Annotated in this window: 15 protein-coding genes; 6 read left to right on the top strand and 9 right to left on the bottom strand. The window is 66.9% G+C overall.

Translation table 11 applies throughout. The features are described 5' to 3' along the window. Nucleotides 1–157 precede the first annotated feature (157 nt). From ACTXPP_RS06035 to ACTXPP_RS06020, 4 genes are all read right to left on the bottom strand, one after another. On the bottom strand, nt 158–1,171 hold the full coding sequence (locus tag ACTXPP_RS06035; RefSeq protein WP_443341330.1) for a ribokinase: 1,014 nt from the start codon (nt 1,169–1,171) through the stop codon (nt 158–160). Then, nucleotides 1,168–1,731, bottom strand: a complete 564-nt coding sequence (locus ACTXPP_RS06030) for a hypothetical protein (RefSeq protein ID WP_443341329.1) — start codon at nt 1,729–1,731, stop codon at nt 1,168–1,170. The genes ACTXPP_RS06035 and ACTXPP_RS06030 overlap by 4 nt, the downstream gene beginning before the upstream one ends. A gap of 73 nt (nt 1,732–1,804) precedes the next feature. After that, complete coding sequence (locus tag ACTXPP_RS06025) at nt 1,805–2,311, bottom strand: hypothetical protein (RefSeq protein WP_443341328.1); 507 nt, start codon at nt 2,309–2,311, stop codon at nt 1,805–1,807. A 20-nt stretch (nt 2,312–2,331) separates the two neighbouring features. Next, on the bottom strand, nt 2,332–2,910 hold the full coding sequence (locus ACTXPP_RS06020; RefSeq protein ID WP_301520403.1) for an SdpI family protein: 579 nt from the start codon (nt 2,908–2,910) through the stop codon (nt 2,332–2,334). A 28-nt stretch (nt 2,911–2,938) separates the two neighbouring features. Here ACTXPP_RS06020 and leuS point away from each other — a divergent pair, with 28 nt between their 5' ends. Beyond that, on the top strand, nt 2,939–5,839 hold the full coding sequence (gene leuS, locus ACTXPP_RS06015) for a leucine--tRNA ligase (protein ID WP_443341327.1): 2,901 nt from the start codon (nt 2,939–2,941) through the stop codon (nt 5,837–5,839). 22 nt (nt 5,840–5,861) lie between these two features. On the opposite strand, the gene ACTXPP_RS06010 is transcribed toward leuS, so the two are convergent. From ACTXPP_RS06010 to ACTXPP_RS05990, 5 genes are all read right to left on the bottom strand, one after another. Beyond that, nucleotides 5,862–6,584: an LppP/LprE family lipoprotein gene (locus tag ACTXPP_RS06010; protein WP_443341326.1), complete on the bottom strand. Its 723-nt coding sequence runs from the start codon at nt 6,582–6,584 to the stop codon at nt 5,862–5,864. Between the two features lie 196 nt (nt 6,585–6,780). Then, nucleotides 6,781–7,116, bottom strand: coding sequence for a hypothetical protein (locus tag ACTXPP_RS06005; protein WP_301497971.1), 336 nt, complete (start codon nt 7,114–7,116; stop codon nt 6,781–6,783). Nucleotides 7,117–7,269: 153 nt separating this feature from the next. Continuing rightward, entirely contained in the window at nt 7,270–8,355 is a 1,086-nt protein-coding gene (locus tag ACTXPP_RS06000) for a universal stress protein (protein WP_301497969.1), read from the bottom strand. Further along, entirely contained in the window at nt 8,355–8,813 is a 459-nt protein-coding gene (locus ACTXPP_RS05995; protein WP_301497967.1) for a MarR family winged helix-turn-helix transcriptional regulator, read from the bottom strand. The genes ACTXPP_RS06000 and ACTXPP_RS05995 overlap by 1 nt, the downstream gene beginning before the upstream one ends. 106 nt (nt 8,814–8,919) lie before the next feature. Then, on the bottom strand, nt 8,920–10,032 hold the full coding sequence (locus tag ACTXPP_RS05990; protein WP_301520401.1) for an inositol-3-phosphate synthase: 1,113 nt from the start codon (nt 10,030–10,032) through the stop codon (nt 8,920–8,922). Between the two features lie 209 nt (nt 10,033–10,241). Between ACTXPP_RS05990 and ACTXPP_RS05985 the strand changes: the two genes are divergently transcribed. The 5 genes from ACTXPP_RS05985 to ACTXPP_RS05965 all read left to right on the top strand — a co-directional run bounded on the left by ACTXPP_RS05985 (nt 10,242) and on the right by ACTXPP_RS05965 (nt 14,306). Next, nucleotides 10,242–10,649 carry a DUF5318 family protein gene (locus ACTXPP_RS05985; RefSeq protein WP_301498679.1) on the top strand — a complete coding sequence of 136 codons (408 nt, stop codon included), beginning with the start codon at nt 10,242–10,244 and terminating at the stop codon, nt 10,647–10,649. A 55-nt stretch (nt 10,650–10,704) separates the two neighbouring features. Beyond that, entirely contained in the window at nt 10,705–12,864 is a 2,160-nt protein-coding gene (locus ACTXPP_RS05980) for a transglycosylase domain-containing protein (RefSeq protein WP_443341322.1), read from the top strand. Between the two features lie 196 nt (nt 12,865–13,060). After that, complete coding sequence (locus ACTXPP_RS05975) at nt 13,061–13,243, top strand: hypothetical protein (protein ID WP_301520497.1); 183 nt, start codon at nt 13,061–13,063, stop codon at nt 13,241–13,243. Between the two features lie 97 nt (nt 13,244–13,340). Then, nucleotides 13,341–13,640: a 30S ribosomal protein S6 gene (gene rpsF, locus ACTXPP_RS05970; protein WP_301520496.1), complete on the top strand. Its 300-nt coding sequence runs from the start codon at nt 13,341–13,343 to the stop codon at nt 13,638–13,640. A gap of 75 nt (nt 13,641–13,715) precedes the next feature. Then, a complete protein-coding gene (locus ACTXPP_RS05965; protein ID WP_301520495.1) occupies nt 13,716–14,306 on the top strand; it encodes a single-stranded DNA-binding protein in 591 nt (196 codons plus the stop codon). Nucleotides 14,307–14,354: the final 48 nt, after the last annotated feature.

Below are 14,354 nucleotides of genomic sequence, written 5' to 3'. Positions count from 1 at the left end.
GAACCGACACCGTGGATTTGCAGGAAATGAATCGCCAGTTCAATAGGATAATCCTGGATATTTGGGACGAGTCACCGTGGATTTGGAGGCACTGGCACCGTGGATTTGCAGACAGTCCTGGCGCCGTCGCCTACTCGCCGTTTGTGCCGTCCTCGGCTCAGCTGTCCAGCTCCGTACATCGGCGGATGTCCTCGCGTCCGGCGTAGGACGCCGCCGCACCCCTCGAGCGCACCGCCAGGCTGCCCGCCGCGGACGCCAGCCGTGCGGCTTCACCGAGCGACTCCCCCTCGGCCAGTGACGCGGCCAGCGTGCCGCAGAAGGCATCGCCGGCCCCGGTGGTGTCCACGACCTGCGCCGAGTCTGTCCCCGAGTCGGTCGCGCCGACCGGAATGGCGTCGAGCATGGTCCGCTCACCCCCAGCGACGAGCAACGCGCCCTGGGCTCCCAGGGTCACCACGGCGGAGACCGCCAGGCCGCGTTCCACGGCGGCAGCGAAGGCGTCGAGCAGTTCGTCCAACAGGGCGTCGCGTGGCATACCGAGTACGTCGGCGGCCTCGGTCTCGTTGACGATCAGCGGGTCGGCGGACGCCAGCAGGTCCCGGTCGCGGGTGGTCACCGGCGCGAGGTTCAGGACGAACCGGGCACCCAGCCGCTCGGCCAGTGCGGGCAGTGCGGCGGAGTGCTCCGGGGTCAGCTCCCCCTGCGTCAGCAGTACCGCCGCGGAGTCCACGGCTGCTCCCCCACCCGAGTCCGGGTCAGAGTCTGCGCCGGAAGTCGCGCCACCGAGCGTCGCCGGGTTGGTGAGTGCATTGGCCCCGGAGGTCACCACGATGATGTTCTCCCCCGCCGGGTCGTTCATGATGAACGCCTGGCCGGTCGGGGCGTCGCCGGTGCGTCCCACTGCGGAGACGTCCACCCCGAACTCGGAGAGCTCGGCGACGGCGGAGTCACCGTCGCCGTCGGTGCCGACGGTGGCGTGGAACAGGACGTCCCCCTCACGGGCGGCATAGCGCGCCGCGGCGACGGCCTGGTTGGCCCCCTTGCCACCGAGCGCCGTGCCATTCGGGGCGGCGATGATGGTCTCCCCGGAGGTCGGGAACTGGTCCACGCCGACGAAGGTGTCGATGTTCACCGTGCCGCAGACGACGACCGCATACGTTGGCTCGCTCATTCCTCTGGGCTCCCGTCGGGATCGGCGTTCGGCGTGTTCAGGGTGTTCAGCTCCCACAGTACGGACAACGGCACCTCCCAGACCCGCTCGCCCAGACTGCGGTAGCCGCTCCCGTCAGCCCCGATGATGATGCCCGCGATGAACCGCTTCCCGAGGTTGTCGCGGAGAAACTCCAGGTCGGACGCCGCGTCCTCAGTGGGCGTGCCATTCTCACCGGGCACTTGGATCGCGATGACCCGACCGTCCCGCAGTTCCAGGATGGCGTCTGCTGCCCTACCGCTGCCGTTGCGGTAGGCGCGGATCCGGGACGGATCGTCAACGTCGACCAGTGAGGGGACGTCCCGGGTGACCAGATCGGTGAGATAGTCGCGGTACCAGCCGGCCGTGTCGCACGGATCAGACGGGTCGGTTGCGCCGAGACCGGGGTAGGACCCGCGGGCCAGCAGCTCCTGCCGGCCGGTGGGGGTCGGAGGAGGACGTGAGCAGGAACGTGCCGGGACGCCGGGTGTTCTCCGCGGCAGCGCGGACGGCATCGATGACCTCGCGGCCCGGAGTGGCATCGAAGATATCGTCGATGACCGTGAACCCGTGGCCCCGTCCCACGCCCGCGGAGGCGGCGCGCTCGGCGCGGGGTCAGCAGTTGCGGTTCACGTAGTTGTTGACGTTGATCGCGGCATCGCCTGCAGCTGCGGCCTCCGAGATTCCGGAGAGGACACCGCCGCCATTGCCATCGCCGTCGCCGCTGCCGCCGTCACCGTCAGAGTCCCCGTCCTCCTCCGAGGCACCGTCACCGAAAGTGTCGTTCAGCGTCTCGGTGTCCTCGAGGATGTCCTCCGGGGCGACCTTCGTCAGCTCCGGCCACATCCCCTGCAGGTCGGTGAAAGCGTCCGAGAACTGCGACATTCCGGTGTTGAAGTCCCCGCTACCCACGGTATTCATCGCACTGTCGAAGGACGCCCGGTTGTCGTCGATGACCTCGCAGAACGCCTCGACACTGCGCGTCTCACCGCAGGCAGTCAGCATCGGGACGGCGAGCCCCACCGCCGCAACGAGCACGGCCCCCTTGCGCACCGTGGGGCGCACGGTGGGTCGCACCGAGGTGCGGAACCCTGTGGTCAGCGTGTTCTTCTGCAGCGGCATACGGATGCTCCTTCGGTGATTTACTCCCCGTCGCGGGACGCCATGGCGCGCCGGGCGGCGTCCAGGTTCGGGGCGGGTGCGTTGGCGTGGGCATGACCGGCGTCCCCGCTGTCACCGCAGCTGCCGCAGCCGTCCCCGCAGCCACCGCCGGCGCTGCCGGAACCGCAGGACGACCCGGCCGCAGCGTCCGAACCAGCGTCAGCGTCCGACGAGCCGCCACTGGAGCAGCAGCCCGCGGCGGCGCGCGCCTGCTCCGCCTCCAACGCCTTGGCGTGGTCGATCTTCGCCAGCGTCTGTGCCGCCAGAGCGGCGCCCATGCCGATCAGGAATACCGCGCCGACGACCAGCAGCGCCACGATGATCCACATCCAGCCCCCCTGCAGGCTGACCACACCGGCGGCGATCAACGCCACACCCGCGCCAGTCCAGGTCGGGCCTGCGATGCGGTGCCCGGTGTCCCACATTTCGCGGTTCTTGCGGGCCTCCGGCACACGCAGGCCGACCCATTTGTTGCCGGGCAGCTTCGCCGTCAGAGCAAGCACCCCCGTGACCAGCACGGCAACACCGAAGACGAACAGCAGGACAGACAGAACGATCATGTCCCCCAGTCTATTACAATCAGTACCCATGACTAATTCTCGGAACAGTTCAGGCGAGGCCACCTCCTACCGCTACACCCCCGAACTCGCCGGCGCACTCGAGAACCGCTGGCAGCAGTACTGGCGGGACAACGGCACCTTCAACGCCCCCAACCCCGTCGGCGACCTCGCTGACCAGGACCAGGAACTGCCCGCGGACAAGCTGTTCGTCCAGGACATGTTCCCCTACCCCTCCGGAGCGGGCCTGCACGTCGGCCACCCGCTGGGCTACATCGCCACGGACGTCTTCGCCCGGTTCAACCGCATGCAGGGCCGCAACGTCCTGCACACCCTCGGCTACGACGCCTTCGGCCTGCCCGCCGAGCAGTACGCCGTGCAGACCGGCACCCACCCGCGCACCACCACCCAGGCGAACATCGACAACATGGAGCGCCAGCTGGGTCGGCTGGGTCTGGGCCACGACCGCCGCCGCGTCATCGCCACCACCGACACCGACTTCTACAAATGGACCCAGTGGATCTTCCTGCAGATCTTCAACTCCTGGTTCGATGTCGAGCAGCAGAAGGCCCGCCCGATCGCCGAGCTGGAGGAGAAGTTCGCCGCCGAGGGCGTCGACGGCACCGCGTGGGACGATCTGACGCCGAAGCAGCAGCAGGAGGCGCTCGACGCCCACCGCCTGGTCTACCGCTCCAACTCCACGGTCAACTGGTGCCCCGGCCTGGGCACCGTCCTGGCCAACGAGGAGGTCACCGCCGAAGGACGCTCCGACCGCGGCAACTTCCCCGTCTTCCGCAAGCGCCTGTCGCAGTGGATGATGCGCATCACCGCCTACTCCGACCGCCTCATCGACGACCTGGCGGACCTGGACTGGCCCGACAAGGTCAAGTCCATGCAGCGCAACTGGATCGGACGCTCCCGCGGTGCTGAGGTCGACTTCGCCGTCGAGCTGGCCGCGCCCAAGTCCGAGGCCCGCATCCGTGTGTTCACCACCCGCCCGGACACACTGTTCGGTGCGTCCTACATGGTGCTGGCGCCGGAGCACGAGCTGGTGGACGCCCTGGTCACCGACGCCCCCTACGCCGAGGGCACCAACCCGCTGTGGACCAACGGCGAGGCGACCCCGAAGGATGCCGTGGCGTCCTACCGCAAGGCCATTGCCGCGAAGTCCGACCTGGAGCGTCAGGAGAACAAGGAGAAGACCGGTGTCTTCACCGGCGCCTACGCCACCAACCCGGTCAACGGCGCGCAGGTACCGGTGTTCATCGCCGACTACGTGCTGACCGGCTACGGCACCGGCGCGATCATGGCCGTGCCCGCCCACGACGAGCGCGACCACGAGTTCGCCACGGTCTTCGGCCTGCCGATCCGCGAGGTCGTCGCCGCGCCGGAGTCCACCGGTGATGGTTCCTACGTGCAGGACGCCGCCTTCACCGGCGACGGTACCCTGGTCAACTCCACCAACGATCGCGGCCTGGCCCTCGACGGCAAGAACAAGACAGAGGCCATCGAGGCGACCATCGCCTGGCTCGTCGAGCAGGGCGCCGGTGAGGAGAAGATCCAGTACAAGCTGCGCGACTGGCTGTTCGCCCGCCAGCGCTACTGGGGCGAGCCCTTCCCCATCGTCTACGACGCCGACGGGGTCGCCCACGCGCTGCCGGACTCGATGCTGCCGGTGGAGCTGCCCGAGGTCGAGGACTACAAGCCGGTCAGCTTCGACCCGGACGACTCCGACACCGAGCCGCAGCCGCCGCTGGCCAAGGCCAAGGAATGGGTCGAGGTGACCCTGGATCTCGGCGACGGCGAGCAGACCTACTACCGCGACACCAACGTCATGCCGCAGTGGGCCGGTTCGTCCTGGTACCAGCTGCGCTACGTCGACCCGACGAACTCCGAGGCGCTGGTCGACATCGAGAACGAGCGGTACTGGACCGGCCCGCGTCAGGGCGTGCCCTCCGGTGGTGTGGACCTGTACGTCGGTGGTGTCGAGCATGCCGTGCTGCACCTGCTGTACAGCCGGTTCTGGCACAAGGTGCTCTTCGACCTGGGCCATGTCAGCTCGTATGAGCCCTACCACCGCCTCTACAACCAGGGCTACATCCAGGCCTACGCCTACACCGACGCCCGCGGCATCTACGTGCCCGCCGAAGAGGTCGAGGAGAAGGACGGCAAGTTCTACTACAACGGCGAGGAGGTGAACCAGGAGTACGGCAAGATGGGTAAGTCCCTGAAGAACTCCGTCTCCCCCGACGAGATCTGCGAGAACTACGGTGCCGACACCCTGCGCGTCTACGAGATGTCGATGGGGCCGCTGGACACCTCCCGTCCGTGGGCGACGAAGGACGTCGTGGGTGCGCAGCGCTTCCTGCAGCGCGCCTGGCGCCTGGTCGTCAACGAGGAGGACGGTTCGCTGGTCGTGTCTGGTGCTGGTGCTGCTGATAGCGCTGCGCTGACCGACGATGATCAGCGTGCCCTGCACCGCACCATCGCCGGTGTGCACGATGACTACACCAACCTGCGGGACAACACCGCCGTGGCCAAGCTCATCGAGTACGTCAACTACCTGACCAAGACCTACGCTTCCGCGGACTCGATCCCGCGGGACGCCGTGGAGCCGCTGGTGCTGATGCTCGCCCCGGTCGCCCCGCACATCGCCGAGGAACTGTGGTCCCGCCTGGGCCACGAGCAGTCGCTGGCGCACGAGGACTTCCCGACCTGGTCGGAGAAGTGGCTGGTGGATGACACCATCGAGCTGCCGGTGCAGGTCATGGGTAAGGTCCGCGGCCGGATCACCGTCGCCGCCGACGCCTCCCGTGAGGACATCGAGGCCGCTGCGCTGGAGGAGCCGAACGTGGCTTCCCACGTGGAGGGCAAGTCAGTGGCGAAGATCATCGTGGTGCCCGGCAAGATGGTCAACATCGTCGCGAAGTAGGCGCTGCGCTCCCCTGCCGACCTCAACCCAGGGCCGTCAGGTCCAGGGTCTCCGCGGTGTCGTTGAGCTCGACCGGCAGGGAGTTCCCCGAGACCTCAACCTCGTCACCGTTCCAGTGGAAGGTAGCGCTACCAGGCACATTCTCGTTCGCAGCGGCGGGCTGATCGCCATAGAAGGCGTAGTTCACCCGCACGGTCGCATCGTCGAGCCGCTCGACCGACTCAATGGCCCGGGCGAGGATCGGTGCAGGTTCGGTGACCATCTGCCCCTCGGCGAACAGCACCACGGTCTCCCGCGTGGCACCAGCCGTGCCGGCGGGACCTAGGTCGTGCTGCCCGTTGGCTCCTGACAGGGTGACCCAGTCGAGCCCCATGCAGGGGTCCGGCTGCTCTCCGTCCGGGGTGTAGTAGAAGCGTCCGTCGGTGTCGTCGATGCTGGTGAACACCACCGGGATGGGGGTGCCGCCGGTCAGCGGGTTGACCACCTCGGCGTCCCCACAGGAGGCGTCCGGATCCTGGCCAGGGTCGGATGCGTCCGACACCTCCGCCGACTCAGTGCTGTCGGGGCCCTCGCCCCCGGCATCCGCGTCTGACGACGGATCCGACTCCACGACGGTGCCGGTCACCTCGGTGGCAGCCCCGTCGGTGGCCGTCTCCCCCGAGCAACCGACCAGCAGTGCTCCGACGCATCCGAGCGTCGCCACTGAGGTGAGGAGGGATCGACGGCGGGAGGCATGTGTTCTCATGGCCCTAGGGTAGTCAGTTTTCCAGGGAGCCGGTCCCCTGTCCGACTTCTTGGGGCCGCAGCGCAGCAATCCATCACACCCGAGACGTTTTCTCACCGATCTCCACAATGCCCTGACCTGTAAGTCTCACATTGTGGGCAACGGGGCAGGTGTGATGGATGAAGGACGGGGCGGTGCGGAGAGACCGCAGGCGTCGCTAGTCCAGCATCAGCAGGGGAATCAGCGTGAAGTTGGTGAGCAGGAACACCGGGATCATCCACCACAGCAGGCCGATGAACGGCTGCCACCGCTGGTACCGGCGCCACTTGTACACCACCATGCCGATGGCGGTGCCCATGCCTACGAATGCGACCACCATCGGGACGACCTGGGTGATCACCCCTTCCCCCAAGGTGAAGTGCAGGATCATCCAGGACGCGATGATGACCAGCGGAAAGATGAGGCCGAGCCTGATGGCGAGCCTGTTGGATTCGCGCCGGTCGATGTCCTCGAGGTTCTCGAGCGGATCTGTGGGGTCAGGTGCGTTGGTCATGGTGCTTCCCGAGTCTACTGCCGGGACGGTCTGCGTTCCCACCCCGCGACCACGGCGCACCCCTCCCCTGACGCACACCCGTACCTGCCTTCACCCGGGCACACGAAAAGCGTGGAGGCCGTGAGGAGCACTCCACGCTGGGTTGATCGGCGCCTACACCGGGCTGACGAGCACCGGCGCCGGCGAGTTCGCCAGCAGCTGGTTGGTCGACGGCCCGATGAACACCCGGTTGAACGACCCGAGCACCGAGGAACCGACGACCAGCAGCTCCCCCTTCTTCCAGTGCACGTCGGACATCGCACCGGCCCAGCCCGGGCCGGACCCGACATCCGTGCTCACCTGCAGGTCGGGACGCCGCTCCAGCGCGCGCTCCTTCCCGCGGTCGAGGATCTCGAGGGCCTGGGTGCGCCACCGCTCATCGGCTTCTGCGGCATCGGGGTACGGCGTCAGCGTGGGATACATCGAGGCACCGGTGGGGCTGAACGCCACCAGGCGCAGCGGGACGCCCCATTTCGACGCCAGGTCGGTGGCCTTGCGCAGTGCCTGGTGGGATTGTTCATTGTCCACGTAGGCGCAGCTCACCCGGGTCACCCCGTGCTTGGACATGGTGGGTTGCCGGGGCACGGTGACGACCGGCAGTGGCGAGCAGTGCAACAGGGCGTCCGCGGTGGAACCCGCGCGGAACCGGCCGACGGGACTGCCGTGGCCGCCGTAGCGGGAACCGATGGCGATGACGTCGGCGTCGAAGTCCTCCGCAGCTTCGATCAGTGCGGTGGTCTCCGAGTGACTGTGCAGCAGGGTGTCGCTGGTGTCGATCATCTCGGCGGGCACCCCGGCGGCGGTGAGGGCGTCGCGGGCTGCGGCGTGGCAGGCCGAGGATTCGGCGGCGGCCCACTCCTGGAAGCGGGCTGCGCCGGAGGTGGCCGTGGCCTTGCGGTCCACGTCCTCCGGCCAGATTCGCGGGATCACCGTGACGGGTTTGACCAGGATATCCCTGGTCTTGGCCAGCCAGGACGCGAAGGCAGCGGTGTCTGCACCGCTGGTCGGACGCTGCGCGTCGTCCGTGGCGTCCGACTCACCGTCGGGTCGCCACGCCAGCAGTACCCGTAACGGGCGCGACCGGCGGGACGACTCAGCAGAGCCTGAGCCACGGGACGAGGAGCCACGGGACGCGGATCCCTGCGCCGGCGCCCCGAGGGCCGCGGAGACGCGGGGGCTCCTGTTGGCCGAGCCGGGCATCACGCCTGCTTCTCACCCATGCGGTGGCTGTCGAAGATGGCCATGCCTGATTCGAGGGTTGGCAGGAACTCCTCGAGCTTCTCGAGCTGGTCGGGCTCGAGGGCGGAGAGGATCCCGGTCATCTGCTCGTCGCGCTCGTCGCCGATGCGCTGCAGTTCGGACTCGCCCAGGTCGGTGAGGCGCACGCGCACGCCGCGGCGGTCACTGACATCGCGCACGCGCGAGACCAGCTCGAGGGACTCGAGGTGGTTGATCGCGTTGGACGCGGTGGGCATGCGGATCGACTCAAGTTCGGCGATCTGGCTGATGCGCAGTGCGCCGTGGGCCTTGAGGTTCATCATGATGGAGAGCTGTGCGGTGCTGATCGTGGACTTCGTCGTCTGACGGAAGTACAGGAGGTACATCCGGGTGATGACGGGTCGCAGACGCTTCGCGAGTTCGGAAGGAGTTGCGGTCATGTCCACCAACCTACCGTGGTTTGGCGCGGAAGAATATGTTACTACCAGTGTATTGTGACGGAAACAACAATGTTAGCGTGCTGACCAGTATGGATGTGAATACGGTTTACTTCGCGTTGATGAAATCTTCGAGGTCTGCGCGTCCCTTGTCGTCGGGATTCTGGATCCGCGGGGACTTCATCAGGTAGGTCGAGGCCGGGTCGACCGGGCCACCGATGCCACGGTCCTTCGCGATCTTCGCGGCACGCACCGCGTCGATGATGATGCCGGCGGAGTTCGGCGAGTCCCAGACCTCGAGCTTGTACTCCAGGCTGATCGGCACATCGCCGAAGGCGCGTCCCTCGAGGCGGATGAAGGCCCACTTGCGGTCGTCGAGCCACTGGACGTAGTCGGACGGTCCGATGTGGACGTTGCGGTCGTCGATCTTGCCGGCCAGCGGGCCGGTGAGGTTGGACGTCACGGCCTGGGTCTTGGAGACCTTCTTGGACTCCAGGCGGTCGCGCTCCAGCATGTTCTTGAAGTCCATGTTGCCGCCGACGTTGAGCTGGTAGGTCCGGTCGACGGTCACGCCGCGGTCCTCGAAGAGCTTGGCCAGTACGCGGTGGGTGATGGTGGCGCCGACCTGGCTCTTGATGTCGTCGCCGACGATCGGGACGCCGGCGTCCTCGAACTTCTGCGCCCACTCGGGGTCGGAGGCGATGAAGACGGGCAGGGCGTTGACGAAGGCCACGCCGGCGTCGATGGCGCACTGGGCGTAGAACTTGTCGGCGACCTCGGAGCCGACCGGCAGGTAGGAGACGAGCACGTCCGCGCCGGTCTCCTTGAGCAGGGCGACGATGTCCTCGGCCGAAGCGTCCGGCTCACCAGACTCCTCGATGGTCTCCTGGTAGTACTTGCCCAGGCCGTCGGCGGTGTGGCCGCGGGTGACCTTCACGCCGAGCTCGGGCAGGTCGCAGATCTTGATGGTGCAGTTCTGGCCGGATTCGGTGGCTTCGCCGGCGTCCTTTCCGACCTTGTCGGCGTCGACGTCGATGGCGGCGACGAGTTCGATGTCGCGCACGTGGTAGTCGCCGAAGCGGACGTGCATCAGGCCCGGGACGGTGCTGTCGTCCGGGGTGTCCTTGTAGTACTCGAGGCCCTGCAGCAGGGAGGTCGCGCAGTTACCGATGCCGACGATGGCAAGCTTGATGCCGTTGGCGGTGTTTTCCGTGGAAGTCATGGTGTCGGACGTTAGCCCTGTCCTCGGCGGAATACACCAGCTGAACGGGCTGATTGGCGGACTTGACCGTTCAACCCCGGAGCTTGACCGATTCAGCGTGGGGTGATCCCTGCCCCGACCAGGGGTGGCTACGGTGGCGGTTCGGTGGCGGCCCGGCGGGTCGTCACCGACCGGCCCGTCGGACAGGGCGGCGTTACACTGTGGGGACCATGCGTGAGCCGACCCGAATCTCCCACGACCTCGACCGCCGCCGGACGCTACGAGCGTTGCGCGCCGGCGAGTTGTCGCGCTCCGAGGTCTGTGACGCAGGTCGGGCACTGCGGTCCTCTGCGGAGGTGCTCGGCGTCCGCAGTGAATCTCCCTGCCCGCTGTGTGGCAGCTGTGAGGTGCGTGACGTGGCGTGGGTCTACGGGTCGGCGATAGCGGAAAAGTCAGGGACGGCGCGTAGTCTTTCAGAGATCAGGGCGATTCTCGCTACCCTGTTCCCTGACGGTGGCGTCCAGTCTGCTAAAGAGCTGACTGTCCACACCGTCGAGGTGTGCCTGCGGTGCGGATGGAACCACCTGCTCCGGGAAGACACGTACCGGGCAGGTACGGACCACCGCGAACATCAGTGAACATCAGTGAACAGAGATTGTTGACCACAGAAAGACCAGCAGAGAGACCAGCAAGGTGACTAACGACACGACCACAACAGCCGACGGCACCAAGCGCCAGCGGACCCGGAAGCGCAAGCCCGTGTGGCGGCGCCTCATCGCGTCCGCCGTCGCCGTGCTCGCGGTGCTCGTCATCGTGCCATTGGTGGCGTTCTTCGCCGCATACTCCGTCACGAAGGTTCCGGAGCCGGAAGAGCTGGTGACCAACCAGATCTCCCAGATCTACGCCAACGACGGCTCCACCGAGCTGGCCCGGATCGTCCCACCGGAGGGCAACCGGCAGAACGTCGACATCGACGAGATCCCCGAGGAGGTCCGCAATGCGGTCCTCGCCGCCGAGGACCGCAACTTCTACGACAACCCCGGATTCTCGATCACCGGTTTCGGACGCGCCGCGATCGGTCAGCTCACCGGTGACGACGCCGGTGGTGGTTCCACCATCACCCAGCAGTACGTGAAGCAGGCCGTGGTCGGTGACGAGCGCAGCCTGGTCCGTAAGGGCAAGGAGCTGGTGGTCTCGGCGAAGATGGCCAATGAGTGGTCGAAGGACGAGATCCTCGAGGCCTACCTCAACACCATCTACTACGGACGCAACGCCTACGGCATCTCCGCCGCGGCGCGCGCCTACTTCGCCAAGCCGGTCTCCGAGTTGACCGCGTCCGAGGGCGCGGTGCTCGCCGCGACGATCCAGCGGCCCAGCCAGCTCGACCCGTGGACGAACCGTCCGGAAGCCGAGCAGCGCTGGAACTACGTCGCCGACGGCATGGCCTCCATGGGCGCGATCAGCGACCACGCCCGTAGCGAGATGGTCTACCCCGAGGTCACCGACCCGTCACAGGACAACTCCGGCTCGGTCGCCGAGGGCACCAACGGGCTGATCAAGAGGCGGGTGCTCGCCGAGCTCAACGCCAACGGCATCACCGAGGAAGCGGTCAACACCGGCGGCCTGAAGATCACCACCACCATCGACGCGAACCACCAGCGGGCCATGGTCGAGCAGGTCCACGCGACGATGGAGAACCAGGCGGACTCCGTGCGTGCCGCCGGTGTGGCCATCGACCCGCGGACCGGTGGAGTGCGCGCCTACTTCGGTGGCGACGACCCGACCGGCCTGGACTGGGCGAACGCCGGCATGCAGACCGGCTCGACGTTCAAGATCATCACCATGGCCGCCGCCGTGGAGCAGGGCATCCCCACGTCCACGCCCTACGACTCCTCCCCCGTCACCACCGGTGCCACGGAGGTCGGCAACGTCGGCGGCGAGTCCTGCGGCACCTGTTCCATGGCCGAGGCTTTGAAGCGTTCGCTGAACACCTCGTTCATCCGTGTCGCCCGTGACCTGGAGAACGGTCCGCAGGACGTGGCGGACATGGCACACCGGCTCGGTGTCGCCAAGGAGCTCCCCGGCATCGGTGAGACGCTGCGCGAGAACGGCGGCACCCCGTACGAGGGCATCACCCTGGGTCAGTACCAGTCCCGTCCGACGGACATGGCGTCCGCCCTGGCGACGCTGACCAACCGTGGTTCGATGGTCCCCGCCCACTTCGTGTGGAAGGTCGAGACCGACGAGGGTGAGATGCTGATGGACAACACCGACATGGAGTCCACCCAGGTCATCCAGCCGGAGGTCGCCGACGAGGTGATCGGCGCGATGACCCCGATCGCCGGGTACTCGAACAACCACCAGCTTGCTGCCGGTCGGCCGAGTGCGGCGAAGACCGGTACCGCCCAGCTGGGTGACACCGGCCAGAACAAGGACGCCTGGATGATCGGGTCCACCCCGCAGCTGGCCACCGCGATCTGGATCGGCGACACCGCCGGCAACCCGTTGATCGACGCGACCCGCGGCGGATCGATGTACGGTTCCGGTGCCCCGTCCGACATCTGGCAGCGGTTCATGGACCAGGCGTTGGCCGACACCGAGATCGAGCAGTTCGAGTCCTCCGACGGCGTCGCCATCCAGGGCAGCGGATCCGGCGGCGGCGGAGACTGGACCGGCGGCGGCGCCGGAGAAGGCGACGCCGGTGACGGTGCCGGTGACGGCGGCGGCGACGGCGGTGGCGGTGACACCGGTGGAGACACCGGTGGCGGCAACGACGCTCCGCCGGCTGCCCCCGGTGGCCGCGGGAACGACGACTTCGGTCAGATGATCGAGGACTTCCTCAACAACTTCTAGCAGCGCCGACGGCGCCGTACCCGCGGGTGCGGCGCCGTTCGTGCGTCCTGCACCTTGTACTGCCCTGTGCATCCCGGTACTCCCCCGTACTCCCCCATACTCCCCCGTTGTCCCCTAGCTTCGTCCTGGGGGCCCTCCACCCCGTATAAATCGTGGAGGACCCAAAAAACACGACCCCGAAGGTGGACCCGTATCCATGTCGAGTGCTGAGCTGCTGATCACGATGGGCAGCGTTTTCATCGGATTCCTGCTGTTCGGAGGCGCCTTCGCCAGTTTCATGGCGAAGAAGCCGCCGAAGCAGGTCTGGTCCTTGTTCGCCGTGGCGATCATCTTCATCACCCTCGTCCCTGTGATCATCGCGGTATTTTGGGCGACCTGATATGCAGCGTGTATGCTGATCAGGTTGCTGACGCAACGAACCCTCCTGCCGTGCCCAACAGGGGTGCGGCCGAAAAAACACTAGACCACAGGAGGTGATGAGGTCCGTGCGTCAATACGAGATGATGATCATCATCGACCCGTCCCAGGATGAACGCACCGTTGCCCCGTCGCTGGACAAGTTCCTCGAGACGGTTCGCAAGGAAAACGGTACGGTTGACAAGGTAGACATCTGGGGCAAGCGTCGCCTGGAGTACCCGATCAACAAGCAGGACGAGGGCATCTACGCCGTCGTCGATCTGAACTGCGAGTCGGCTACCGTCCAGGAGCTTGACCGCCTGCTGAACCTCAACGAGATCATCATGCGCACCAAGGTGCTGCGCAAGGACGCCAAGTAGCCCACCGGCACTTCGCGGTCCTGATGGACATTCAGTCCCAGCATCAGCACCAACGTCGAAACAGGAGTCACTGACATGGCACAGGGAGATACCCCGATCACCGTCGTCGGAAACCTCGTCGCCGATCCCGAGCTGCGCTACACGCCCAGCGGGTCGGCGGTCGCGAACTTCCGCGTGGCATCCACGCCGCGGCGATACGACTCCCAGTCCGGCCAGTGGGTGGACGGCGAAGCACTGTTCCTCACCTGCAATGTGTGGCGCCAGGCGGCCGAGAACGTGGCGAACTCGCTCACCAAGGGTGACCGGGTGATCGTCAACGGTCGGCTCCGCCAGCGCAGCTTCGAGACCCGCGAGGGAGAGAAGCGCACCGTCTTCGAGGTCGAGGTCGACGAGGTCGGCCCGTCCCTGAAGTACGCGACCTCCCAGGTCACCAAGACCCCCCGTCAGGGCGGGAACTTCGGTGGCAACCAGGGCGGCGGTCAGGGCAACCCCGGTGGCCAGCAGGGCAACCAGGGCGGCTTCGGCGGCCCGCAGGGTCAGGGTGGACAGGGTGGCCGTCCGGGCAACCAGGGTGGTTTCGGTGGACGCAATGCGGCCGCCGACGATGATCCGTGGAACTCCGCACCGCAGTCCGGTTTCGACGGTGGCGACGAGCCGCCGTTCTGATGTCCGTGTAGATCTACGTTTTCGCCCCCAGATACAAAAACCATGAAA

The organism is Candidatus Corynebacterium faecigallinarum (assembly GCF_052264515.1).
In the GTDB taxonomy this organism is placed as follows: domain Bacteria; phylum Actinomycetota; class Actinomycetes; order Mycobacteriales; family Mycobacteriaceae; genus Corynebacterium; species Corynebacterium faecigallinarum.
Note: the sequence above shows the minus strand (reverse complement) of the source record. Positions and strands in the feature narration are given on the sequence as shown.

Coding starts and splice junctions, on each gene's coding strand:
- ACTXPP_RS06035 (WP_443341330.1), bottom strand. CDS start 1,171: ATGAGCGAGCCAACGTATGCGGTCGTCGTCTGCGGCACGGTGAACATC.
- ACTXPP_RS06030 (WP_443341329.1), bottom strand. CDS start 1,731: ATGCCACTCCGGGCCGCGAGGTCATCGATGCCGTCCGCGCTGCCGCGG.
- ACTXPP_RS06025 (WP_443341328.1), bottom strand. CDS start 2,311: ATGCCGCTGCAGAAGAACACGCTGACCACAGGGTTCCGCACCTCGGTG.
- ACTXPP_RS06020 (WP_301520403.1), bottom strand. CDS start 2,910: ATGATCGTTCTGTCTGTCCTGCTGTTCGTCTTCGGTGTTGCCGTGCTG.
- leuS (WP_443341327.1), top strand. CDS start 2,939: ATGACTAATTCTCGGAACAGTTCAGGCGAGGCCACCTCCTACCGCTAC.
- ACTXPP_RS06010 (WP_443341326.1), bottom strand. CDS start 6,584: ATGAGAACACATGCCTCCCGCCGTCGATCCCTCCTCACCTCAGTGGCG.
- ACTXPP_RS06005 (WP_301497971.1), bottom strand. CDS start 7,116: ATGACCAACGCACCTGACCCCACAGATCCGCTCGAGAACCTCGAGGAC.
- ACTXPP_RS06000 (WP_301497969.1), bottom strand. CDS start 8,355: ATGCCCGGCTCGGCCAACAGGAGCCCCCGCGTCTCCGCGGCCCTCGGG.
- ACTXPP_RS05995 (WP_301497967.1), bottom strand. CDS start 8,813: ATGACCGCAACTCCTTCCGAACTCGCGAAGCGTCTGCGACCCGTCATC.
- ACTXPP_RS05990 (WP_301520401.1), bottom strand. CDS start 10,032: ATGACTTCCACGGAAAACACCGCCAACGGCATCAAGCTTGCCATCGTC.
- ACTXPP_RS05985 (WP_301498679.1), top strand. CDS start 10,242: ATGCGTGAGCCGACCCGAATCTCCCACGACCTCGACCGCCGCCGGACG.
- ACTXPP_RS05975 (WP_301520497.1), top strand. CDS start 13,061: ATGTCGAGTGCTGAGCTGCTGATCACGATGGGCAGCGTTTTCATCGGA.
- rpsF (WP_301520496.1), top strand. CDS start 13,341: ATGAGGTCCGTGCGTCAATACGAGATGATGATCATCATCGACCCGTCC.
- ACTXPP_RS05965 (WP_301520495.1), top strand. CDS start 13,716: ATGGCACAGGGAGATACCCCGATCACCGTCGTCGGAAACCTCGTCGCC.